Genomic DNA, 21963 nt, shown 5'->3' on the forward strand with positions numbered 1-21963 from the left:
CCTATGACGATACATTTCGATTATTCCGTATTATCTGTTCAGCGTCCGGCGATCCGTAAAATGCTGCTGGTTGCGGCGGCTGCGTTGGCTGCAGTGCAAATCGCCAGCTTCGGTTCGGCAGCATCGGCATCAGCAGCAAGCGCTAGCTTAGGCATTACCGTAGAAGGCGTCGTTCAACCGGGAGGGACGTCGACGCTGTTCCAGGGGACAGCTTACGTCAGCGCTTCAACGTTAGCGTCGGCGCTCGGTCTTTCTCTGGATTGGAACAAAACGACGAAAACTGCGACGTTCGCACAAGGCAACCGCCAGCTGATTGTCGTCGCAAACGCGAAATCTGCCGTCATTAATGGGGCACGCAAGCCGCTTGCCGCCGCCCCGGTCGTGCAAAACGGAACGTTACTCGTTCCGGCTCGAGCCGTCGCCGCCATATTCGGCGCAAGCGTATCGTGGTCGCCGACAGCGCTTGAGCTTTCTCCTCGTCTTCATCCTTTTGTCCAGGGCGGTAAGCAAGGTTATGTAAACACGTTCGGCGAGACGGTTATCGCAGCCAAGTACGATCAGGCGAATGAGTTCAGCGGAGGGCTGGCTATCGTAAGCGTCGGAGGCAAATTCGGTTATATCGACGCCTCCGGCAAAGAAGTGATCGCGCCGCAGTTCTCGCAAGCATTCGATTTCTCCGAAGGGCTCGCGCTTGTCGAGCAAGACGGCAAGCAGTACTACATCGACGTGACCGGCAAGACGGTCATCAGCCCGTCGTACGACGAGCTGTATGACTTCTCGGGCGGCCTCGCCCTCGTTCGCAAAGGAGATCTGTTCGGATATATCGATCGAACGGGCAAAGAGGCGATCGCGCCGCAATTCGAGGATGCGTTTTATTTCTCCGGCGGCTTGGCCGGCGTGCAGATCGAAGGGAAATACGGCTATATCGATCGATCCGGTAAAATCGTTATTCCGGCGATCTACCAACACGTCTCGGATTTCAGCGACGGGCTAGGACTCGTTCAAGCGGAAGGCGAAGAGGGCGAAGGTTCGTTCGGATTCGTGAACGCGACTGGCAAGCTGGTTATCCCCGCTCAATACGCGCAAGCATACTCGTTCAGCGAAGGACTCGCGGCGGTAGAGCTTGACGAAGGGTTCGGTTACGTGAACGCCAAAGGCGAGACGATCATTACGACGACATATGACGATGTCGGAGATTTCCATGGCGGTCTCGCGTCTTTCGGGAAAGACGGCAAATACGGCTTTATTAATCGTAAAGGCGACATTGTCATTCCGGCGAAGTTTGACGAAGTCGAAGCATTCGATCGCGGTCTGGCGAAAGTGTTGGTCGGCAAGGCGCCACGGTTGATCGATGCGAAAGGAACGATTGTTGCCATAGCGCCGTGGGAAGTCGACGAGTCCTCCGATTCTGCCGCGGCTCCGGCGACCAAATAATCGCAGCAATGATATAAGTTAAATGGAAAGCTCCCTAAGGTCCGTTCCACGGATCGGAGGGAGCTTATTAATTTTTCTCAATAAGTGGCTTATAGAGGTGAAATTTACGTGTAATAAATGAGGGAATGGTAACGAATCATCCGGTCTGTCGCATTATGATAATGGTGGGTGCGATCTGCGGCGAAGCGTAGCGAATCGCCTTGACCGAGGACATATTGTTCTTCGCCGATCGTAAGCTCCAACGTTCCTTCGGCGATGATCAAGAACTCTTCTACTCCTTCGTTGTGGGCGTCTGACCAATGCGTGCTTTCCGGATCCATCTCTACTGAGTAAATTTCCAAATGCTGGTGGGGGTCGAACGGATGTAGCGGATAGGCACGGAATTTGCCGTCCTCGGAAGAGAGCGGCGGAACTTCCGATTGGCGAACGACGGATACGGCGGGCCTCGTTTCCTGGATGAGGGTGGAGAACGTCAGACGCAGTCCGTTGGCGATTTTCCATATCGTCGAGATCGACGGGCTGGATTCTCCTCTTTCGATCTGGGCGAGCATCGCCTTGCTGACCCCTGTCATTTCCGACATTTGATCAAGGCTGAGTTCCCTCATCTTGCGAATCGCTTTCAAGTTTTGGCCTAGCCGAATATGAATTTGTTCCATTTGAATCAACCTCGCTCAATTAGGTATTTACATTATAACATACAAGTGTATACTATAACGTAAATGCGTTATATTGAACTTTTGTGCGTTATTTCGAATAACATGGACATGAGGAGGAGATGGCGGTGGGAAGCAAGCTGCTGTCCGTATTTCTGAAGGAAAACATAGCCGAACTGAAAAGCAAAGGCTTGTATAACGAAATAGACCCGCTGGAAGGGCCTAATGGTCCGCGAATCTCGATCAGGGGCGCGGAACGGATCAACTTAAGTTCAAACAATTACTTAGGGTTGGCAACCGACGAACGGCTGATCGCCGCAGCAGTGAAGGCGACCGAGAAATACGGTGCAGGAGCCGGAGCGGTAAGGACGATAAACGGAACGTTCGACTTGCACGTTCAGTTGGAAGAGAAACTGGCCGAGTTCAAGCATACGGAAGCGGCCATCGCTTACCAGTCGGGCTTTAACTGCAATATGGCCGCCATCTCGGCTGTTATGGATCAGAACGACGCGATATTGTCCGACGAGTTGAACCACGCTTCCATCATCGACGGCTGCCGATTGTCCCGCGCGAAAATTATCCGTTACCGCCACTCCGACATGGAAGATCTGCGCGCCAAAGCCGAAGAGGCGGTGCGCTCAGGCGCGTACGGCAAAGTGATGGTCATTACGGACGGCGTGTTCTCGATGGACGGGGATATCGCGAAGCTGCCGGAAATAGCGGCGATTGCGGAAGAGTTCGACTTGATCACGTACGTCGACGATGCTCACGGCTCGGGTGTACTTGGCGGCGGCGCCGGCACGGTCAAACATTTCGGTTTGTCCGACCGGATTGATTTTCAGATCGGGACGTTGTCCAAGGCCATAGGCGTCGTCGGCGGATATGTAGCCGGTCGTCGCGAATTGATCGATTGGCTGAAAGTGAGGAGCCGACCGTTTCTGTTCTCCACTTCACTTCCTCCGGCTGTGCTCGGGGCGTGCCTCGAGGCCATCGGGATTCTGGAGCGGAGCACAGAGCTTCAGGACCGCCTGTGGGCGAACGGGAATTATTTAAAGCAAGGATTGGAGAAGCTCGGATTTAACATCGGTGCGAGCGAAACGCCGATTACGCCATGCATTATCGGCGACGAGACGCTTACGCAAACGTTCAGCAAACGGTTGATGGAGGAAGGCGTCTACGCGAAAGCGATCGTATTTCCGACCGTGCCGAAAGGAACGGGGCGTATCCGCAACATGCCGACGGCGGCGCATACGACGGAGATGCTGGACGAGGCGCTTGCTGCGTACGAGCGGGTAGGCCGCGAGCTTGGCTTGATCTAATAGTCGGGCCATTGGTTATCGGGAGAGGGGACATTCAGGATGGAAAAAATTCTCGTTACCGGCGCGCTCGGGCAGATCGGTTCCGAGCTGGTGAGCCACCTTCGCAACCGTTACGGCGCAGATCAGGTGCTGGCGACGGATATTCGCACGGGCGATTATGAAGCGGTGCGCTCGGGTCCGTTCGATCTGCTCGACGTCATGGACGGCCAAGCAATGATGGACGCCGCCAAGAGGCATGGCGTGGATACGATTTTGCATCTGGCGGCGCTCCTGTCCGCTACCGCAGAAGCGAAGCCGCTGCTGGCATGGAATTTGAACATGGGCGGGCTGAGCAATGCGCTCGAAGTCGCGCGCGAGTTGGGCTGCGCATTCTTCTCGCCGAGCTCGATCGGCGCCTTCGGCCCGGGTACGCCGAAAGAGCATACGCCGCAGGACACCGTGCAGCGTCCGACGACGATGTACGGCGTAAGCAAGGTGGCGGGCGAACTGCTCTGTGACTACTACCATCAGAAGTATGGCGTCGATACGCGGAGTTTGCGCTTTCCAGGGCTCATCTCCTACTCGGCTCCGCCGGGAGGAGGGACAACGGACTACGCCGTCGACATGTACGTTGAAGCCGTCACGAAAGGGCGTTACACTTCCTACATCTCGGCGGGTACTTATCTCGATATGATGTATTTGCCGGACGCGCTCGATGCGATCGTGCAATTGATGGAGGCGGATCCCGCCCGTCTTCGCCACCGCAACGCGTTTAACGTGACGGCGATGAGCGTCGATCCGGAAGCGGTTGCGGCCGCCATTCGCCGTCATATTCCGGGCTTCGCGCTTGATTACCGGGTAGACCCGGTTCGCCAGGCGATCGCCGAGAGCTGGCCGGATTCGCTCGATTGTTCCGCCGCAGCGGAAGAATGGGGCTTCTCCCCTGCCTACGATCTGGAGCGGATGACGCAGGATATGCTTGATCATTTGAGCGCGCTTTACAAGAAAATCGGATAATCGCATGATGGAAAAGGGCAGGAGCGTTCTTCTGTGGTCAGAAAGTCGACTATGGAGAATGCTCCTTTTTTTGCGTTGCTCTTGAGGAAGTTGACGCGTAACGGTGCTCTTAGGTACACTTCTCGCAATGACTCGGGTTTGGAAGTGAGGGAATACAGTGCATCGTGTAATGATAAGAACATTAGGTAGGGGCCGCACATGGTTTGGACCGCTGGCGGCCATGCTGGCTCTGCTGACGCTTTTGCTGGCGGGCTGCGGGGCTATTGTCGAGGCACCTTCCGCGGAAAGTTCCTCAGTTGCCTCATCGGCTGTCCCGTCTGCGGTTCCCAGTGCGGAACAGGCGCCGCTTACCGGGTTTAAGGAAGTGTCCGATTACATTCGGGAGTACAATCGCCTGCCGGATAATTTCATTACCAAGAAAGAAGCCGAACAGCTCGGTTGGGTGCCTGCCGAAGGTAATCTGGATCGGGTAGCTCCCGGCAAGAGTATCGGAGGAGACCGATTTGGCAATCGTGAAGGGCTGCTGCCCAAGGCGAAAAACAGACAATGGTATGAGGCGGACATCAATTACAAGAAGGGACCGCGCGGCGCGGACCGGATTCTATATTCGAATGACGGTTTAATCTACATGTCGACGGATCACTATCGATCGTTTACGAATATTACGGAGAAAGGCAGTGTTCGTGAATGAGATCGGTTGTAGAACTAAGGCAATCCAGTGCGGATCAAGAGCCGGACGTCCATGAATGGTTGAAGCGGGAACTTGGATTGCCCGAATGGTATGGCCGTAATCTGGACGCGTTATGGGACTGCGTCACGGGATATTTGCCGACGCCGCTGACCATTAGATGGATAGGGGATTCCGAGAATGAGGAGCGTTACTCCGGTATTGTCGAAGTTTTCCGCGATGCGGCCGACCAGTACGACGGAATTGAGTTTGAATACGTGAAATAAGCCAAGGAACTTTTGTAAAGGCGTACCGGAGGTACGTCGAGCAAAAGTGACGAAGCAGGGGGCGAAAAGGCGGTGAAAAATGCCCCTGAGCGAGTATTCAGACACGCCCTAGTATGCTATGCTAGTACCAATAGAATAAGTCTGTATACTGGACGCGAAGCACGCGCCGCTCATTCTCTTTTGCCGGAGAATGCAGCGGCTTTTTGTTGTTTTGCGGCCTGTGCCGGCGATGTTATAATGAGGGGAGAAACGCGATGAGTGCAGGTCGGTTAAATCCGAAAAACGATTATTTGTTTAAGCGGCTGTTCGGAGAACATGAGAGCAAGCAACTTTTGGTCGAGTTATTAAATGCGATTTTGCGTCCGTCGCACAACAAGAGGATCGTCGACGTTACGATCATCGACAACACGGAGCTTACAGCCGAAGTGCTGGATGGCAAAGTCGGTCGTCTTGACGTCAGATGCGAGACGATGGATCGCGAGCAGATTGATCTGGAAGTGCAGCTTAAACGCGACTATGCGATGGAGAAACGAACGCTTTATTATCTGGCCCGACTGTTCACCGGTTCGATTAAAGAGGGACTTGATTACGATCTGTTGAAGAAGACGATCGCAATTAATATCCTGGATTATGCCTTTCTCCCTCTCGACGCTTTTCATACGACGTTTCATCTCTATGAAGATACGTTTCGTGCGTACCGGCTGACCGATGTATTCGAAATTCATTTTCTGGAATGCGCAAAATTTCGCAGAACGGCAATGGATATCAATAACCCTTTGCACAGGTGGCTGTTGTTTTTGGAACATAAGACGACCAAACGCCAATTGGAGGAGTTGATGGAGATGGATGCGACGATCAAATCGGCTGAGGAACGATTGCGTATGCTGAGTGCCGATGAGGAGACGCGACGATTATACGAAGCAAGGGAAGACGCGATTCTCGAGTACAACAGCGGACTTTCAGCCGCTGAGCGGAAGGGCAGGCTGGAAGGGGAGCGTAAAGGCAAGCTCGAAGGCAAACTCGAAGGCAAGCTCGAAGGCAAGCTCGAAGGCAAACGTGAGATCGTGGCTAACATGCTTTCGCTAGGGCTGGATACAGACGCGATCGTGAACCTTACCGGGCTTACGGCCGAAGAACTCGAACGAATCAAGCGAGATTAAATAGTAACGCGCACGACATTTTGGATATATGTGGAAAAAGAACCGCTTAAGCGTGAAATGCGCCTTGAGCGGTTCTTTGTATTGCTATTGATCAAGAGCCATTTCCCGAAATGATTGCTCCGCGGCTTCAAGCGTCTTGTCGATGTCAACGTCCGTATGGGCGGTCGTCAGGAACCACGCCTCATATTTGGACGGAGCTAGATAGATGCCGCGTTCGAGCATCAAGCGGAAGAAGTGGCCGAACGCTTCGCCGTCCGAGCCTTGCGCTTCTTCGTAGTTCGTTACCGGATGGTCGCAGAAATGGGTTGAGAACGCACCGAGAATCCGGTTTACCGTGAGTGGAATGCCGTTTCGGTCGGCCGCAGCTTTTAAGCCGTCCGCAAGCCGGGCAGCTAACGCTTCCATCCGATCGTATACGCCGGGTTCGCGCAGCACTTCTAGGCAGGCGATGCCCGCGAGCATGGACGCCGGATTACCCGCCATCGTGCCAGCTTGATAGGCAGGGCCAAGCGGGGCAATCATTGCCATAATATCGGCTCGACCGCCGTATGCGCCAACCGGCAATCCGCCTCCGATGATTTTGCCAAGGGCGGTCAAGTCGGGGCGAATCGCGTCATGGTCGGGGAACAACGGCAACGTCTGCGTCGAGCCGTAGTGGAAGCGGAATGCACTGATCACCTCGTCATAGATGACGAGCGACCCATTGTCCCGGGCAAGCTTGCACAGCCCTTCCAGGAACCCGGGCTTCGGCATGACCATTCCGAAGTTGCCTACGATCGGCTCGACCATGACGGCGGCGATTTGGTCGCCCCAACGTTCGAGTGCTTGCTTAAGACCGTCCAGCTCGTTAAACGGCACCGTAATCACTTCACTCGCAATGCTCGGCGGGATACCCGCGCTGTCCGGAATGCCGAGTGTCGAAGGGCCGGAGCCTGCCGCAACGAGCACGAGGTCGGCGTGACCATGGTAGCAGCCGGCGAATTTGATGATTTTGTTGCGACCGGTGAAGGCTCGAGCGGCGCGGATCGTCGTCATGACCGCTTCCGTACCGGAATTGACGAACCGTACTTTGTCCATGGAAGGAATGGCTTCCTTCAGCATGGCAGCGAGCCGGATTTCGTGTTCCGTCGCTGTTCCGTACAGTGTGCCGGTCTGCGCAGCGCGTACAATCGCTTCAGTGACATGCGGGTGAGCATGTCCCGTAATAATCGGTCCGAAAGCTGCCAGATAGTCGAGGTAACGGTTGCCGTCAACGTCCCAGAAATAAGCGCCTTCGCCTCTCTCCATAAACACGGGCGCTCCGCCTCCGACCGCCTTGAAGGAGCGCGAAGGGCTGTTCACCCCGCCAACGATATGCTGCTGCGCTTCTTCGTACAAGCGGTTGGAACGTGATCTGTTCAAAGTCGTCATGTTTATTTCGTCCCTCCGGATGAAGTGTTCGCCGAAGAAGCCGAAGGAGAAGAGGACGCCTCCGGCAAGGTGTCGTCCTTGCCGAGCGTTTCCTGCACATAACCTTTAAGCGCGTCTTCGTTGCGAATACCGAGCACGGAGGAGCCGCCCACATCCCGATCTTCGAGCAGTTCCATCGGCGGTAGCTGAACGGAGCCGGCTTGATGCGATTTGTAGCCGAGGCTGGCAAGCTTAAGCATATCCATGGCAGACATGTTAGACTCCATGAACGGCGTCACTTCTCCCAAAATGTCCGGCAGCTTGATCAAGTTCCAGCCGGTTTGCAGCTTGTTCGCAACCGCCTTCAGGAAATCGCGCTGGCGCTCCGTCCGGGTGAAGTCCGACATTTTGTCATGGCGGAAGCGCACATACTGGAGCGCATGTTCGCCGTCGAGATGCTGCTGCCCTTTTTTCAAATCAATATCGTACACGTGGCCGTCCGCTGCATCGGAATATTTCATGTCCTTCTCGACATAGAAGTCGATGCCGCCCAGCGCATCCACGAGTTTGATGAATCCTTGAAAATCGACGTAAACATAATATTGGATGTCGAGACCGGTCATATTACCGATCGTCTTCATGGCGAGCTCGGGGCCGCCGAACGTAATCGCGGTGTTCACCCGGTTCGACTTATGACCCGGAATGTCGACGTACGTGTCGCGTAGCACGGAAAACAGGTGGATCTTCTTACTCGCCGGGTCGAACGACACAACAAGCATCGAGTCGGAACGGGCGACCTCGCCTTTGCGTAATCCCCGTTCATCCCCGCCCATGAGCAGGACGTTGACGCGCTCGGAGCCTTCCCATTCCGGCGGCTTGTACTCGGGTTTCTCTTCGAACTGGCCGAAGCGGGATTCGTCTTTCGGTTTGGAGATGTTGTCCATCTCGTCGTAGGTTGCGTAAACTTTCCATGCCACGAAGCCGATGACAAGCACGAGCGTCGCGAGCGCGGTATAGAGCGTAACTTTCCACTTTCTGCGCATTGAATATGTCCTCTCCGATTGCGATATATGTTAAAATTATAAAGTTTCGGCGAACGGATAAGCAAGTTAAGGAAATTTAATCCTGTTAATCGCCATCGCTCTCCGGGGCGCATAAGGAGGCAATATGTTAGCGATCGACGTGAATGAGCTGAGAAAGCAATTCCGCGTGCAGAAAAACCGTGAAGGTCTGTCGGGCGCGCTCAAAGATTTGTTTAAGCGAGAGCATACCGAAGTGACCGCGGTCAAAGATATCAGCTTTCAAATTCCGCAAGGCGAAATTTGCGGATACATCGGTGAAAATGGTGCGGGCAAGTCTACGACGATCAAGATGCTCACCGGCATTCTCGTGCCGACGTCCGGCAAGCTGCTCGTAAACGGATTCGTTCCCTATAAAGACCGAGAGAAGTTCGTTCACGGCATCGGCGTCGTATTCGGCCAACGCAGTCAGCTTTGGTGGGATATCGGCGTTATCGAATCGTTCAGGCTGCTACGCAAAGTGTATCGAGTCGGCGAGACTGACTTCCAAAGACGGCTGGACGAACTTGTGGAGACGCTGCAGCTCCAGGAGCTGCTCAATCGCCCGGTTCGCAAACTCAGTCTCGGTCAGCGGATGAGATGCGAGCTTGTCGCAGCGCTTCTGCATAATCCGTCGATTTTGTTTCTGGACGAGCCGACGATTGGACTTGATATTGTCGTGAAGACGGAAATCCGCGAGTTCCTGAAGCGGCTTAACCGCGAGCAAGGAACGACCATTTTGTTGACGACGCATGATCTGCAAGATATTGAAGCATTGTGTTCGCGCGTCATTATGCTGGACGACGGCCGCATCATCTACGACGGGGGGCTCGAAGAGCTCAAAGCGCGCTGGGGCAAAGGCCGCGAGATTCAGTTTCAATTCAACGATCCGGTCTCCCAGCTGGACGTGTCCTCTTTGACTTCAGGGCTCGACGTCCGTTGGACGCTTGAGAACGAATTGACGGCCAAGGTGTGGTTCCCTCGCGAGATGAACGTATCCGAGGTGCTATCGCGCGTTGTCGGGCAGGCGAACATGGACATCAGCGATATCAAAATTTTCGAGACGAACACGGACGAGATCGTACGGGAAATTTATCGGTCCGGCAGCGCGGATGCGCCGAAGGACTTGTCCGCTTTGACGGACGCTGCTCCGGCGTTAGCCGCATCGGGGGCTGACAAGTCATGATCAGCGCATATTTGGACTTCGTCCGCATCCGTTTTCTCATGATGCTCGCTTATCGCGTGAACTATTATAGCGGCATTATTATTTATGCCATTAACATCGGTGCTTATTATTTCCTATGGAAAGCGATTTATGGTAACGCCGAGACGCTGCAAGGGTTTACGGTCATTCAGATGTCCACTTACGTCGCCGTGGCTTGGATGGCACGCGCTTTTTACTTTAATAACCTGGACCGCGAAATTTCCAATGAGATCGTAGACGGCAGTGTGTCGATCCAGATTATTCGGCCATATTCGTATTTGCTCGTTAAGATGATGCAAGGCTTCGGAGAAGGGCTGTTCCGTCTCGGATTGTTTATGGTGCCAGGAATGATTATCGTATCGTTCATTTTCCCGTTGGAACTGCCGACCGACCCGAAAGTATGGATTGTGTTTTTCGTCATGATCTGGTTTAGTTTTCTAATCAATTCGCAGATTAACATTTTGACCGGACTCGGCGCTTTTTTCTTCGAGAACAACCAAGGGCTGATGTCGATGAAAAGGGTGCTCGTCGATCTGCTCTCCGGCGTTGTCGTTCCGATAGCGTTTTTCCCCGGATGGGCGATTTCCGTTATGAACTGGCTGCCGTTTCAAGCGATTACGTATTTGCCGGGTTCCGTATTCACGGGACGAATCACGGGAGATGACGTCTGGAACGCGTTGCTTGTGCAAGTCGTATGGACGGTCGTTTTGCTCGTGCCGATTATGCTCGTCTGGCGGTCGGCGCGTCGCCGGCTGTTCGTGCAAGGAGGTTGAGCGGATGATGAGCCGATTCACGTTTATGCTTGGGCTGTACCGCGATTATCTGGCCAATTATATGAAAACAAAGCTGTCGTACCGCGCCGATTTCTGGATCGAAGTGCTGTCCGACTTGATGTTTAACGGGCTTAACCTTGTGTTTATTTTTATCGTATTCATGCATACGCCGTCGCTCGGCGATTGGAGCGAGCCGGAAGTCGTGTTCGTATATGGCTACTTCATGATCGCTTTCGGTCTATTCTCCACGTTCTTCAGCGCATGGAATTTTAGCGAACGCTACATTGTGAAAGGGGAAATGGACCGAGTCCTGACCCGTCCGGCGCATTCTCTGTCCCAGGTCATGCTTGAGAACATGGACCCGCCGTCGCTCGTCGGCGCGCTCGTCGGTCTCGTTATCATGATCTCATCGTGGGCGACGCTCGACCTGCCGTTCCACTGGTACGATCCGCTTGCGCTGATCGTTATGGTGCTCGGCTCTCTTTGCATCTACTTGGGCATTTACGCGTCACTCGCTGCGATCTCCTTTTTCTCGGACGCTCCGACGGGACTCGTGCCGCTAATCTTCAACATTCAGAACTACGGCCGGTACCCGGTGGAAATCTATAACCACGCGATCCGTTTCCTGTTGACGTGGCTGCTCCCTTTCGCATTCGTCGGCGTTTATCCGGCATCGTTTTTCCTGGGGAGGCTCGACCAATGGTGGTTGGCATGGCTGACGCCGGTCGTCGGCATCGTCGTCCTCTCGCTCGCGCTGCTGTTCTGGAACTACGGCGTACGGCGTTATCGCGGCGCGGGGAGTTAGGTGGGAAGCGGTACTTTTGAAATAAAGGCATTGTGGACGCGGCCCGGTCGATCGAAGTCGCAGACCCGCGCGTTCCGTCGGAGTAACGTTCTCCGGGAACACTAACATCCGCAGCCCCGCGCGTTCCGCCGAAATAACGTTCTACCGGAACACTAACATCCGCGGACTCGCGCGTTCCGCCGAAGTAACGTTCTCCCGGAACACTAACATCCGCGGACCCGCCCGTTCCGCCGAAGTAACGTTCTCCCGGAACACTAACATCCGCGGACCCGCGCGTTCCGTCGGAGTAACGTTCTCCGGGAACACTAACATCCGCGGACTCGCGCGTTCCGTCGAAGTAACGTTCTCCGGGAACACTAACATCCGCGGACTCGCGCGTTCCGCCGAAATAACGTTTCCCCACGCCGCTCGCGCCACTACTCCCCATCCCGCCAACTCCGCTAGTTTCCCCATCCCGCCAACCTCCGCCAATCCCCGCGTAAGCCACCGCCCTCAAAAATAGGAAGGTCCAAACATAAAATGAATGAAATTTTGATCAACAACGAAATTTTGTTCTTGAAAGCCTTTACAAAATCGTGTAAGATGCAATTAAGAACAAAAATTCACCTAAGAACAAATGTTCAAAGGAGGGATTGGAACATTGTGATGGATGCAGGGCAAGAGAAGAAGAGATTGCTCGTAAAAGTGAGTACGCTATACTACATGGATGGTCTTAATCAGCAGGAAATTGCCGCACGTCTCGGTATATCCCGCCCGCAGATTAGCAGAATGCTCGCTGCCGCCAAGTCGGAAGGCATCGTGCAAATTAATATTCGCAATCCGTATTCGGAAGAGCAAGCGTACGAGAGAGCGATCGCAGAGACGTTCGGCATACACGACGTCATCGTCGTACATGTGGAGAACGCGGATCGGCAAGTGATCGACCTGCATGTGGCGCGAGCCGCTTCCGCTTTGCTGGAGAGCGCGATTAAAGACAGGGAAGTCGTCGGCATTATGGCGGGACGCGCAATTGCGGCTGTCGGCAGCGAAATTCATTTTATCGGCAGGAAAGATGTGCAGTTCGTCCCGATGATCGGCGGATTCGGCTCCGACGGTGGAGCGTGGCACGCGAATTCCAACGCAAGAGTATTCGCGGAACGATTGAAAGCCCGCCATCTGTTACTGAACGCTCCGGCGGTTGTCGCATCGCCGACGGCCAGAGATTTTTTTCTCGGAGAGGCGGAAATTGCGGACGTGCTGAACGCGGCCAGGAAGGTCACGCTCGCGCTTGTCGGGATCGGCCAAGTGTCGGAGCAGGCGACGATCGTTCGTTCGGGTTACTTCAGCGACGTCGATCTGGCGGATGTGCGCAAGAAGGGTGCGGTGTCGAACATCTGCACATCGTTTCTTAACGAGAACGGAGAGCGGATTTCATACGATGCCGAGAGGCGAATGATCGGGCTGACGATTGACGAGATTCGGGCGATTCCGAACGTCGTTGCTGTCGCGAGCGGCCCGGAGAAGGTAGAAGCGATCGTCGCGGCGCTGCGGGGCAAATGCATGGACGTGCTCGTGACGGATATGGACACGGCGCAACAAATATTGGAATGGCATCGCACGCATCCGTACCCGTCATAACGGGCGGATGCGCTTATCCCCTAATAAAACCAAACTTGAGGAGGCAACAAACGGATATGAAAAAAGGGATCATGATTTTGACAGCGCTTTTATTGTTAATCGGCTTGACGGCTTGCGGAAGTTCCAAGAACAGCGGTTCCAAGACGATATCGATTATGACGCCGTACTTGTCGTCGGTCACGACGAACGAGATGGTAGAGTCATTAAAGAAACTGGCGGCGGATAATGGTTGGAAGACGAACGTCATCGACACGAAAAGCGACATCGGTCAGCTCGCCAGCAGGATGGAAGACGTTATTTCCTCCAAAACCGACGCGATCGTGCTTGTAAGCACCGATCCGAACCAACTGAAGAGCCAAATTCAGCGCGCCAAAGAGAAAAATATTCCGGTATTTGGCTGCGACTCCGGTTACATCGACGGCATGGTCACGAACGCGACGAGCGACAACAAAGCGATGTCGAAAATGATTTCCGAATATTTGTTCGAGAAGATCGGCGCCAACGGCAAAGTGGTCGTGCTGACTTACCGACCTCATCCGGGCGTTCTCGCCCGCACGCTGCAATTGGACGAAATGCTGAAAGACAATGCGGGCATTACGAAAGTGACCGAGCAGCAAGTTGTCGTACCGGGCCCGATCGAGAACTCCCGCAAGCAAATGGAAAGCATTCTGTTGTCGAACAAAGCCGAAGGCTCGATTACGGCCGTATGGGCCGGCTGGGATGAACCGGCAATCGGCGCGGCTCAGGCGATCGAAGCCGCAGGGCGCAAAGACATCATCGTGACGGGCATCGACGGCAACAGCCAAGCGGTAGACATGATTAAAAAAGGCTCTCCGCTCGTCGCTACGGTGAAGCAGAACTTCACGGGCATGACGGAAATCGTCGCGAAACAAATCGATCTCACGTTCCAAGGCAAAGCGGCGGAAGGCACGGAGCTGTATGCGCCGGCTACGCTGATCACGAAAGAAAACGCGCAATAACGGCAACGGGAAAGCGGCTTCGGCCGCTTTTCTTGCCACAACTTATAATATCGAATGCGCAGCTGCATGAACACAGCTTGAAACTAACGGTAAGGAGGGTTTGCGAGTGACCCTTTTGAAAGTCGAAGGACTGGACAAAGTATTCGGGCAACATTACGCGCTTGCGGACGTAAGCTTCGATATCGCGCCGGGGGAAGTTCACGCTCTCGTCGGGGAGAACGGGGCGGGCAAGTCTACGTTTATCAAAATACTGACGGGCGTGTACCGGTTGGATGCGGGAACGATTTACTGGAAAGGGCAGAAGGTGACGATTACCGATCCGGTGTCATCCCGGGCGATCGGCATTAACGTTGTCCATCAGGATCGGCATCTTGTGCCGTCGTTCACCGGTTATGAGAATTTGTTCGTCGGGTTGCCGTACCCGTCCAACAAATCGCGCATCGGCGTGGACTGGAAGGCGATGCGGGAGCGAGCCGAGCGGTTGCGGACGGAATTCGGCGTCGAGCTCGACTTAAACAAGACGGCCGCAGACATGTCGCCCCCGGAGAAAACGATGCTCGAAATTCTTCGCGCGATGATGCTGGAATGCCAGTTGCTTATTCTGGACGAACCTACGGCATCGCTTACCGATCAAGAGGCGGAGAAACTGTTCGCCTTGATCGGCAGGCTGACTGCGCAAGGAACAGCGATCCTGTACGTATCGCATCGGCTGGATGAAATTTTCCGTTTGTCGGATCGGATTACGGTGTTCCGTAACGGTCGGCGGGTAGACACTGTTCCGGGCAAGACAACGACGAAGGAGCAGCTCGTTCGCCTGATGAGCAATGCGGATGTGCGGCAAAGCGGGCGCGAAGCGAAGCAGAAGGCGACGGGAGAGTTCGCGCTCGAGGTGGAAGGGTTGTCCACGGCGGACGGCAAAGTGAAGAACGTTGCGCTTAACGTGAGAAAAGGAGAAATCGTCGGCATGTTCGGTCTCGCCGGCGCCGGACGGACGGAGCTTCTCGAGACGATCTACGGCCTGCGCCGCCCGGTCGGCGGTAAGATCAAAGTCGCCGGGCGGACGGAAACGCGGTTGTCTCCCGAACGGTCGCTGGCGAACGGCGTCGTGCTTATCCCGGAAGAGCGGAAACGCGATGCGCTCGTGCTGGGGATGACGATTCGGGAAAATATGACGTTGCCGGTGCTCAAGCGATTCTCGGGCGGCTGGAAGCTTCGCACGAAAGCGGAGCGGCAAGAAGTCGATACGCGGATGCGCGAATTGAACGTCAAGGCGACCGGCGCAGAGCAAAGCGTCGGGCAGTTAAGCGGCGGCAACCAGCAGAAGGTCGTATTCGCCAAGGCGCTGCTGTCATCTCCCGTTCTGTTTCTGTGCGACGAGCCGACGCAAGCGGTTGACGTCATGACGCGCGAAGAAATTCACCGGCTGCTGAAAACACAGGCGGAAGGCGGCGGAGGCGTGCTATTCGTCTCGTCGGATTTGCAGGAAGTACTGGACATCGCCGATCGGATTTACGTGCTGCACGACAGCCGCATCGTTGCCGAACTCGACAACGACAATTTAACTTCCGAGCAAGTGCTCGGTTATTGCTACAGTCATGGAAAAGGAAGTGAACTTCATGGTTAATGCCAACGCGGGCGCGAAAACGATAAGCGGCCTTTCTTATGTCAAAATTTTGCGGACTTACGGTACGGTGCTGGCCGGCCTGCTCATTGTGCTCGTTTTCTCTATTATGAGTCCGGATTCGTTCGCGACGATCGACAACGCGATCAATATTAGCCGTCAAATCTCGTTCCTCGTCATTATCGGCTTGGGAGCAACGCTTGTCATGGCTGTCGGGGAATTCGACTTGTCGGTCGGCGCGATGGCCAGCTTCGGCGGCGTGTTCGCCGCCAAAATGGCAGTTGCGGGTTATCCGATCTGGCTCGCTTTTCTGGCGCCGATGGCGGCTGCGTTCGTGATCGGTTTCGTGAGCGGCTGGATCGTTACCCGGTTCCGTGTGCTTTCGTTTATTACGACGCTGGCGATCGGCACGATTCTGGGCGGCTTGAATTTCAAGCTGACAGGCGGAGCGACCGTGTTCGAGAACATTCCGGACGGCTTCCGCTACCTCGGGCAAACCGAATGGGCCGGCATTCCGATCCTCTCGTTCATTATGCTGCTCGTTACTTTGCTGTTCTGGTACGTCATGTCGCATACGGCGTTCGGCCGCAAGTTGTATGCGATCGGAGGCAACGAATCGGCTTCCCGCGTAGCCGGCGTCCGTGTCCCGTTGAACAAAAATTTGGCGTTCGCGCTCTGCGGCGTACTCGCTGCCGTCACCGGCATTCTGATGGCGTCGCGTCTCGGTTCCGCACATCCGACGGGCGGCGACGGTCTGTTCCTGTCGGCGTATGCGGCTGCGTTCCTCGGTATGACATCGTTTAAGGAAGGCGTGCCGAACATCTGGGGCACTTTCGTCGGCGCGGCGATCATCGGCATTCTGGCGAATGGCTTGACGATTCTGGAAGTACCGACATTTATGCAGGACGTCATTACCGGCTGCATCGTCATCGCGGCGGTTCTGATGCAGAAGTTCGGACGTGGCAACGGATGAGTGTCAAGCTGCACAGCCCGCTGAACGCGGGCGCTTTCCTCGATGCCAGAGGCAGAGTGGAAGCGTTGCTGATCGGTTACTTGGTCGCGGGCGACCCTAACGCCGGGGAGTCGTTCGAGATGATTCAAGAGAGCGCGGAGGCGGGAATCGACATTATCGAGCTTGGCGTCCCGAGCCGCGACCCGTTCGTGGACGGGGAAGTGATCAAGCGCGCTCATGCGCGCGCCGAGGAAGCGGGTATGGGGGAAAAGGAAGCGCTGTTCGCGTTGTGGCGCACCGTCCGACGCGAAGTGTTACGTCCGATCTGGGCGATGGGGTACAAGAGCGAACTCGTCGACAACGGCTTATATCGCGAACTGATCGCGGAGCAGCTGATCGACGCTCTCGTCCTGCCGGACTGCACATTGGAAGAGCAGATCGGACTGCAACGGGAAGTTGCGGCGTCGGGCGTCGATGTGATCCGATTCATCAACAGCGCGATGCATGAACAGGACATCGTTGCCGTGTGCGACGGCGCGACGATTATTTACGCCCAGTCGTACGCCGGAACGACCGGCGACCCGATGGCGCGAATCGAAGATTTATCGGTGCTGTGCGAGCGGATTCGCCCGCATTTGCCGGAAGGGATGCTTGTCGCCGGCTTCGGGCTGCGTTCGCCGCAGCGGGTTGGCAGCGCGGTGCGAGGCGGCTTCGACGGGGCCGTCGTCGGATCGGCGCTCGTCAGCCGCAGCGAGAACAGGGAGAAAGATTATTTGTACCGTCTCGTCGCGGAGATGAAGCTGCAGACGAGAGTCGCTTCTGAAGAAGGAGGAAGCCGATGAAATACATCGCTTCGTTCGATATCGGCACGACCAACGTGAAGGGCGTGCTCGTCGATGAACATGCGGGCATTTTTTTCGAGAAAAATGTGGCGCTGTCGCTCATTCGGAATGGAGACTTCATCGAGCAAGACCCGGAAAGCTGGTACGGCGCGGTGCGGCAAATCGCCGCAGCGTGGTTCGAGGTCGGCATTAAGCCGGCGTCCATCGCCTTGCTCGCATTCAGCGGGCAGATGCAGGATTGCATCCCGATCGGAGAAAACTCGTCACCGCTTCGTCCGGCGATTCTGTATTCCGACGGGCGCGCGGCCGCGCAGTCCGAGCGATTGATTGCGGACATAGGCAACGAGACGATCCATCGGCTGACAGCGAATCATATGGACGGCACGCTGACATTCCCGAAGATGATGTGGCTGCGGGACAACGAGCCGGACACGTTCGGCCGGACGTTAAGTTTCCTGATCAGTTCCAAAGATTATGTGATCGCTAAGCTGACCGGCAAGTGCGCGACCGATCCGACGTCCGCCGCGACGGCGGGCTGTATGGACATTCACAAACGGGAGTGGGTCGCGGACTGGTTCGATCGCTACGGCGTGGATTTGGGGCAGATGCCGCCGATCGTTCCTGCGGACGAAGTCGTCGGTACGGTAACGGCGCGATCCGCAGCCGACACCGGCTTCGCGGAAGGCACATTGGTCGTCTGCGGCATCGGCGACGCCGGGTCGGCGACGCTCGGCGCGGGCGCTCGCGAGGAAGGCGACGTGTACGCCTACATTGGTACGACAGGCTGGGTAGCCGCCGTATCGTCCGGCTATATGGACGTGCAGAGCGGCGCGTTTAATCTGTCGTACGTGGAAGACGGCCGGCAGATTGCGATCGCTCCGCTCGCCAACGCCGGCAATGCGCACCAGTGGGCGATGTCCGCGTTCGGCGCAGGCGGCGGAGGGCAGCCGAACGATGCGCTCGCCTATCGGCAATTCGAGCAGATGCTGGCGAGCACGGAACGCGGGCGCCATGAAACGTTGTTTTTGCCGTACTTGAACGGAGAGCGTTGCCCTGTGCTGGATGCCGACGCTTCAGGCTGCTTCATCGGGTTGAAGCCATCGACGACGAGAGCGGAGATGGCGACAGCCGTGCTCGAAGGCGTCGCGTTCGCGATGCGCGAAGTGCTCGAGCTTATGGTCGTCAAAGGGGGCGGGCGGATGACGCTGATCGGCGGCGGCGCGAAAAGCGCGGGCTGGTGCCAGATCATCGCCGATGTGCTGCAGGTCGAATTGGCCGTGCCGGAAGACTCGCAATTTCTGCCTTCGCTCGGGGCGGCGGCATTAGGTTTCCGCCACGTCGGCTGGGGCGACAGCTACGAGACGATCGCCCGCGCGACCCGGGCAAGCCAGAGAGCGAAGACGTATACGCCGAACGATGCGCTCGGCGACTATTACAATCGTCAATTCCAGAAATACAAACGGTTTTATCCGGCCGTAGCGCCGTTGTTCCGATAATCGCGTTTTGAGACGTGCCCCCTGGCTATGTTAAGCTAAGGGGGATTCTTTCGTCTAAAGGAGCAAGCAGCATGACTATTGTACAAATCGGCCGCCCTGCCCCCGACTTCGAGCTTCCCGCGACGAACGCGAGCGGCGGCACGGTGCGTCTGAGCGATTATCTGGGCAAAAGAGTGGTCCTCTACTTCTACCCAAACGATATGACCCCTGCCTGTACGCAGCAATCGTGCGATTTTCGCGATGCGAGCGTGGCTCTCGGGACGGCAAACACTGTCGTACTAGGCATTAGCGCGAACGACCTGAAGTCCCACGACAAGTTCGCCAAGAAATATGAGCTGCCATTTCCGCTGCTAGCCGACACCGAACATAAAGTATGCGACTTGTACGGCGTCTGGCAAGAGAAACAATTGTACGGCAGGAAGTACATGGGAATCGTTCGCTCGACTTTCCTGATCGATGAGAACGGATTGCTTATTAAGGAGTGGCGGAATCTAAGGGTTAAAGGGCATGTGGAAGAGGTGAAGCGGGCGCTGGCGGATAATGCTTGAGTCATGTTATAATGCCAATCAGGAGATGATCAGATGAATTCGAGAGCGAATGGAACTCCGGCTCCGAAAGTGTCTTTCCAGACGTTGAAGCGCACGAAGCTTGTTGATGACGTCGTAGCGCAATTGCAGGATACGATCGTAAACGGCGGACTCAAGCCCGGCGACAAAATTCCGACGGAACCCGAACTGATGACGCAATTCGGCGTCGGACGGTCAACGATTCGCGAAGCGGTGCGCGTGCTTGTGCATGCCGGCTTGCTCGAGAAGAAGCAAGGGTTCGGCACTTTCCTTCCATCGGCCCCTGTTATCCAGGAACCTCTTGTCAATCGGCTGAGAAGAGCGGAAATGATGGAAGTATACGAAGTTCGCAAAATGCTCGAAGTGGAAATTTCTCGACTTGCTGCGGAGCGGCGCGACGAGCAGGATCTGGCAGCGATGAGACACCATCTCGATCGCCGCGCAGACGCCTTAGCCAGGGGAGATACGGCAGATTACTTAAACGCCGATGTCGATTTCCATAACGCAGTCGCCGCGGCTAGTAAAAACAACGTAGCGGTCGACATGTACCGGACGTTCTCCACCGTTTTGCGCGAGACGTTGTCCCATTTGGCGGCGGACCAGGAGGCGCACGATCCTCATGTCATTTTCCACGAAAAGATGTACGAAGCGATCAAGGCAGGGGACGTGGAAGAAGCGGTCCACTGGACGCTCGGCAATTTGGACGGTACGGTGAAGCAACTGAAAAGTTTGATGAAATAACGTTCCTACAACAAGAGGATGGGCGCATAGCACAATCGCATGTGTCTTTCCCTAATTATAAACATCAGATGATAAGATGAAAGGATGAATGCTATATGACTGACCATGACACACAATCGGCCGCCGTCAAACAGATGACGACCGTTTATTCGATTCTTTTTTCTATCAGCCTCGTGCACTTGTTGAATGATTCCGTGCAATCCGTCATCCCTGCCATCTTCCCGATCCTTCAAGAATCGATGAAACTGAGTTTCGCGCAGATCGGGTGGATTGCCTTCACCGTGAACGTGACAGCATCGTTGTTCCAGCCGCTTATCGGCTTCTACACCGACAAGAAACCGATGCCGTACTTGCTGCCCGTAGGCGTGTTGTTCTCGTTGATCGGAATGGCGATACTCGCATATGCGGACAATTACGGTATTGTTATTTTGTCGGTTGTGTTAATCGGGCTCGGCTCCGCGGTGTTGCACCCGGAATCGTCACGCGTCGCCCATATGGCGGGAGGGCAGCGTCGCGGCCTGGCGCAGTCGATTTTCCAGACTGGAGGCAATATCGGTCAGGCGCTCGCCCCGGTGTTCACTGCGCTGATCTTCGTTCCGTTCGGCCAAGCGGGTATTATCTGGTTCACGATCGCCGCCGCTGCCGCATTTGTTGTGCAAATCTACGTTGCCAAATGGTACAAAAATTATTTGTCGCGACAAGCGGCTAAGAAGAAGACGGCAGTTGCCCGCAAACCGTTGCCGAGAAAAACAATCGTATACTCGGTTGCCATCCTGATCATGATGCTCTTCTCCAAGTTCGTCTATATGGCGAGCATGTCCGGCTATTTCGCGTTTTATTTGATCGATCATCATCACGTCACGACCGAACGGGCGCAAGTGTATATATTCGCGTTGCTCGCTGCCGGTGCAGTCGGAACGTTCATGGGCGGTCCGCTGGCGGATCGCTTCGGCAGGCGAAATATGATCTGGTTTTCGATTCTTGGCACCGCGCCGTTCTCGCTGCTTCTCCCTTACGCAAACTTGTTCTGGACTGCTGTTTTGTGCGTGTGTATCGGTTTTATTTTGCTGTCGGGCTTCTCGGTTATTGTTGTTTATGCACAAGAGCTGTTGCCGGGCATGGTCGGGACGGTTGCGGGACTTTTTTTTGGCTTGGCTTTCGGTCTCGGAGGCATTGGCTCGGTCGTGCTCGGCGCTTTGGCGGACGCGACAAGCATCGGCTTCGTCATCAAGCTGAGCGCGTTCCTTCCGCTGATCGGTCTGCTTGCCGCCTTCTTGCCGACGGACCGCAAGCTGAACATGACCGACCCTGTTACATCCGACGTCCTCCAACCGTCCGCTCCGCGCCTTGACGCTGTCGAAGCCGCAAAGCTATAATTACTTCAATTGATTTCAGGAGGCTCG

Annotated in this window: 22 protein-coding genes; 18 read left to right on the plus strand and 4 right to left on the minus strand. The window is 55.4% G+C overall.

What is annotated here, in order from left to right; genetic code table 11:
* The first annotated feature begins 3 nt into the window (after positions 1-3).
* The gene (locus tag ACFPOF_RS17640) at positions 4-1434 is read left to right on the plus strand and encodes a WG repeat-containing protein (protein ID WP_378134969.1); all 1431 of its coding nucleotides are present in this window, start codon (positions 4-6) and stop codon (positions 1432-1434) included.
* Positions 1435-1538: 104 nt separating this feature from the next.
* On the opposite strand, the gene ACFPOF_RS17645 is transcribed toward ACFPOF_RS17640, so the two are convergent.
* Positions 1539-2090 (minus strand): helix-turn-helix domain-containing protein, encoded by a 552-nt coding sequence (locus ACFPOF_RS17645; RefSeq protein ID WP_378134971.1) that lies wholly within the window; start codon positions 2088-2090, stop codon positions 1539-1541.
* A 125-nt stretch (positions 2091-2215) separates the two neighbouring features.
* Between ACFPOF_RS17645 and ACFPOF_RS17650 the strand changes: the two genes are divergently transcribed.
* The 5 genes from ACFPOF_RS17650 (at position 2216) to ACFPOF_RS17670 (ending at position 6516) form a co-directional block, all read left to right on the plus strand.
* Positions 2216-3406 carry a glycine C-acetyltransferase gene (locus ACFPOF_RS17650; protein WP_378134973.1) on the plus strand — a complete coding sequence of 397 codons (1191 nt, stop codon included), beginning with the start codon at positions 2216-2218 and terminating at the stop codon, positions 3404-3406.
* A 39-nt stretch (positions 3407-3445) separates the two neighbouring features.
* Positions 3446-4402 (plus strand): L-threonine 3-dehydrogenase, encoded by a 957-nt coding sequence (locus ACFPOF_RS17655; RefSeq protein WP_378134975.1) that lies wholly within the window; start codon positions 3446-3448, stop codon positions 4400-4402.
* A gap of 220 nt (positions 4403-4622) precedes the next feature.
* Positions 4623-5093, plus strand: coding sequence for a ribonuclease domain-containing protein (locus ACFPOF_RS17660; protein ID WP_378136030.1), 471 nt, complete (start codon positions 4623-4625; stop codon positions 5091-5093).
* On the plus strand, positions 5090-5356 hold the full coding sequence (locus ACFPOF_RS17665) for a barstar family protein (RefSeq protein ID WP_378134977.1): 267 nt from the start codon (positions 5090-5092) through the stop codon (positions 5354-5356). The genes ACFPOF_RS17660 and ACFPOF_RS17665 overlap by 4 nt, the downstream gene beginning before the upstream one ends.
* A gap of 254 nt (positions 5357-5610) precedes the next feature.
* Positions 5611-6516 (plus strand): Rpn family recombination-promoting nuclease/putative transposase, encoded by a 906-nt coding sequence (locus ACFPOF_RS17670; RefSeq protein ID WP_378134979.1) that lies wholly within the window; start codon positions 5611-5613, stop codon positions 6514-6516.
* Between the two features lie 84 nt (positions 6517-6600).
* On the opposite strand, the gene ACFPOF_RS17675 is transcribed toward ACFPOF_RS17670, so the two are convergent.
* On the minus strand, positions 6601-7926 hold the full coding sequence (locus tag ACFPOF_RS17675) for a glutamate-1-semialdehyde 2,1-aminomutase (RefSeq protein ID WP_378134981.1): 1326 nt from the start codon (positions 7924-7926) through the stop codon (positions 6601-6603).
* Between the two features lie 2 nt (positions 7927-7928).
* Positions 7929-8948 carry an LCP family protein gene (locus tag ACFPOF_RS17680; RefSeq protein ID WP_378134983.1) on the minus strand — a complete coding sequence of 340 codons (1020 nt, stop codon included), beginning with the start codon at positions 8946-8948 and terminating at the stop codon, positions 7929-7931.
* Between the two features lie 124 nt (positions 8949-9072).
* Here ACFPOF_RS17680 and ACFPOF_RS17685 point away from each other — a divergent pair, with 124 nt between their 5' ends.
* Genes ACFPOF_RS17685 through ACFPOF_RS17695 form a run of 3 tightly spaced genes read left to right on the plus strand, consistent with a single transcriptional unit; the run spans position 9073 to position 11745 of the window.
* The gene (locus ACFPOF_RS17685; protein ID WP_378134985.1) at positions 9073-10149 is read left to right on the plus strand and encodes an ABC transporter ATP-binding protein; all 1077 of its coding nucleotides are present in this window, start codon (positions 9073-9075) and stop codon (positions 10147-10149) included.
* A complete protein-coding gene (locus ACFPOF_RS17690) occupies positions 10146-10940 on the plus strand; it encodes an ABC transporter permease (RefSeq protein WP_378134987.1) in 795 nt (264 codons plus the stop codon). The genes ACFPOF_RS17685 and ACFPOF_RS17690 overlap by 4 nt, the downstream gene beginning before the upstream one ends.
* A gap of 7 nt (positions 10941-10947) precedes the next feature.
* Entirely contained in the window at positions 10948-11745 is a 798-nt protein-coding gene (locus ACFPOF_RS17695; protein WP_378136032.1) for an ABC transporter permease, read from the plus strand.
* Positions 11746-11886: 141 nt separating this feature from the next.
* On the opposite strand, the gene ACFPOF_RS17700 is transcribed toward ACFPOF_RS17695, so the two are convergent.
* Positions 11887-12198 carry a hypothetical protein gene (locus ACFPOF_RS17700; protein ID WP_378134989.1) on the minus strand — a complete coding sequence of 104 codons (312 nt, stop codon included), beginning with the start codon at positions 12196-12198 and terminating at the stop codon, positions 11887-11889.
* A 192-nt stretch (positions 12199-12390) separates the two neighbouring features.
* Here ACFPOF_RS17700 and ACFPOF_RS17705 point away from each other — a divergent pair, with 192 nt between their 5' ends.
* The 9 genes from ACFPOF_RS17705 to ACFPOF_RS17745 all read left to right on the plus strand — a co-directional run bounded on the left by ACFPOF_RS17705 (position 12391) and on the right by ACFPOF_RS17745 (position 21936).
* The gene (locus ACFPOF_RS17705; RefSeq protein WP_378136034.1) at positions 12391-13362 is read left to right on the plus strand and encodes a sugar-binding transcriptional regulator; all 972 of its coding nucleotides are present in this window, start codon (positions 12391-12393) and stop codon (positions 13360-13362) included.
* Between the two features lie 56 nt (positions 13363-13418).
* Positions 13419-14342 (plus strand): sugar ABC transporter substrate-binding protein, encoded by a 924-nt coding sequence (locus ACFPOF_RS17710; protein WP_378134990.1) that lies wholly within the window; start codon positions 13419-13421, stop codon positions 14340-14342.
* 106 nt (positions 14343-14448) lie between these two features.
* Complete coding sequence (locus ACFPOF_RS17715) at positions 14449-15966, plus strand: sugar ABC transporter ATP-binding protein (protein WP_378134991.1); 1518 nt, start codon at positions 14449-14451, stop codon at positions 15964-15966.
* Entirely contained in the window at positions 15959-16936 is a 978-nt protein-coding gene (locus tag ACFPOF_RS17720) for an ABC transporter permease (protein ID WP_378134992.1), read from the plus strand. The genes ACFPOF_RS17715 and ACFPOF_RS17720 overlap by 8 nt, the downstream gene beginning before the upstream one ends.
* Positions 16933-17757, plus strand: coding sequence for a tryptophan synthase subunit alpha (gene trpA, locus ACFPOF_RS17725; RefSeq protein WP_378134994.1), 825 nt, complete (start codon positions 16933-16935; stop codon positions 17755-17757). Before ACFPOF_RS17720 ends, trpA begins: the two co-directional genes overlap by 4 nt.
* On the plus strand, positions 17754-19253 hold the full coding sequence (locus ACFPOF_RS17730) for a xylulokinase (protein ID WP_378134996.1): 1500 nt from the start codon (positions 17754-17756) through the stop codon (positions 19251-19253). Before trpA ends, ACFPOF_RS17730 begins: the two co-directional genes overlap by 4 nt.
* A 71-nt stretch (positions 19254-19324) precedes the next feature.
* Positions 19325-19801: a thioredoxin-dependent thiol peroxidase gene (gene bcp, locus ACFPOF_RS17735; protein WP_378134998.1), complete on the plus strand. Its 477-nt coding sequence runs from the start codon at positions 19325-19327 to the stop codon at positions 19799-19801.
* Between the two features lie 33 nt (positions 19802-19834).
* On the plus strand, positions 19835-20560 hold the full coding sequence (locus tag ACFPOF_RS17740; RefSeq protein ID WP_378135000.1) for a FadR/GntR family transcriptional regulator: 726 nt from the start codon (positions 19835-19837) through the stop codon (positions 20558-20560).
* Between the two features lie 95 nt (positions 20561-20655).
* A complete protein-coding gene (locus ACFPOF_RS17745; RefSeq protein ID WP_378135002.1) occupies positions 20656-21936 on the plus strand; it encodes an MFS transporter in 1281 nt (426 codons plus the stop codon).
* Positions 21937-21963: the final 27 nt, after the last annotated feature.

Origin of the sequence: Cohnella soli, from assembly GCF_042655525.1 — a bacterium.
Taxonomy (GTDB): domain Bacteria; phylum Bacillota; class Bacilli; order Paenibacillales; family Paenibacillaceae; genus Cohnella; species Cohnella soli.

What these genes read in the sequence shown, in the direction of transcription:
- ACFPOF_RS17660 (WP_378136030.1), top strand. Translation starts at nt 4,623, where the DNA reads ATGCTGGCTCTGCTGACGCTTTTGCTGGCGGGCTGCGGGGCTATTGTC.
- ACFPOF_RS17730 (WP_378134996.1), top strand. Translation starts at nt 17,754, where the DNA reads ATGAAATACATCGCTTCGTTCGATATCGGCACGACCAACGTGAAGGGC.
- bcp (WP_378134998.1), top strand. Translation starts at nt 19,325, where the DNA reads ATGACTATTGTACAAATCGGCCGCCCTGCCCCCGACTTCGAGCTTCCC.
- trpA (WP_378134994.1), top strand. Translation starts at nt 16,933, where the DNA reads ATGAGTGTCAAGCTGCACAGCCCGCTGAACGCGGGCGCTTTCCTCGAT.
- ACFPOF_RS17740 (WP_378135000.1), top strand. Translation starts at nt 19,835, where the DNA reads ATGAATTCGAGAGCGAATGGAACTCCGGCTCCGAAAGTGTCTTTCCAG.
- ACFPOF_RS17695 (WP_378136032.1), top strand. Translation starts at nt 10,948, where the DNA reads ATGAGCCGATTCACGTTTATGCTTGGGCTGTACCGCGATTATCTGGCC.
- ACFPOF_RS17745 (WP_378135002.1), top strand. Translation starts at nt 20,656, where the DNA reads ATGACTGACCATGACACACAATCGGCCGCCGTCAAACAGATGACGACC.
- ACFPOF_RS17700 (WP_378134989.1), bottom strand. Translation starts at nt 12,198, where the DNA reads ATGGGGAAACTAGCGGAGTTGGCGGGATGGGGAGTAGTGGCGCGAGCG.
- ACFPOF_RS17720 (WP_378134992.1), top strand. Translation starts at nt 15,959, where the DNA reads ATGGTTAATGCCAACGCGGGCGCGAAAACGATAAGCGGCCTTTCTTAT.
- ACFPOF_RS17670 (WP_378134979.1), top strand. Translation starts at nt 5,611, where the DNA reads ATGAGTGCAGGTCGGTTAAATCCGAAAAACGATTATTTGTTTAAGCGG.
- ACFPOF_RS17675 (WP_378134981.1), bottom strand. Translation starts at nt 7,926, where the DNA reads ATGACGACTTTGAACAGATCACGTTCCAACCGCTTGTACGAAGAAGCG.
- ACFPOF_RS17685 (WP_378134985.1), top strand. Translation starts at nt 9,073, where the DNA reads ATGTTAGCGATCGACGTGAATGAGCTGAGAAAGCAATTCCGCGTGCAG.
- ACFPOF_RS17655 (WP_378134975.1), top strand. Translation starts at nt 3,446, where the DNA reads ATGGAAAAAATTCTCGTTACCGGCGCGCTCGGGCAGATCGGTTCCGAG.
- ACFPOF_RS17680 (WP_378134983.1), bottom strand. Translation starts at nt 8,948, where the DNA reads ATGCGCAGAAAGTGGAAAGTTACGCTCTATACCGCGCTCGCGACGCTC.
- ACFPOF_RS17665 (WP_378134977.1), top strand. Translation starts at nt 5,090, where the DNA reads ATGAGATCGGTTGTAGAACTAAGGCAATCCAGTGCGGATCAAGAGCCG.
- ACFPOF_RS17705 (WP_378136034.1), top strand. Translation starts at nt 12,391, where the DNA reads ATGGATGCAGGGCAAGAGAAGAAGAGATTGCTCGTAAAAGTGAGTACG.
- ACFPOF_RS17690 (WP_378134987.1), top strand. Translation starts at nt 10,146, where the DNA reads ATGATCAGCGCATATTTGGACTTCGTCCGCATCCGTTTTCTCATGATG.
- ACFPOF_RS17710 (WP_378134990.1), top strand. Translation starts at nt 13,419, where the DNA reads ATGAAAAAAGGGATCATGATTTTGACAGCGCTTTTATTGTTAATCGGC.
- ACFPOF_RS17645 (WP_378134971.1), bottom strand. Translation starts at nt 2,090, where the DNA reads ATGGAACAAATTCATATTCGGCTAGGCCAAAACTTGAAAGCGATTCGC.
- ACFPOF_RS17640 (WP_378134969.1), top strand. Translation starts at nt 4, where the DNA reads ATGACGATACATTTCGATTATTCCGTATTATCTGTTCAGCGTCCGGCG.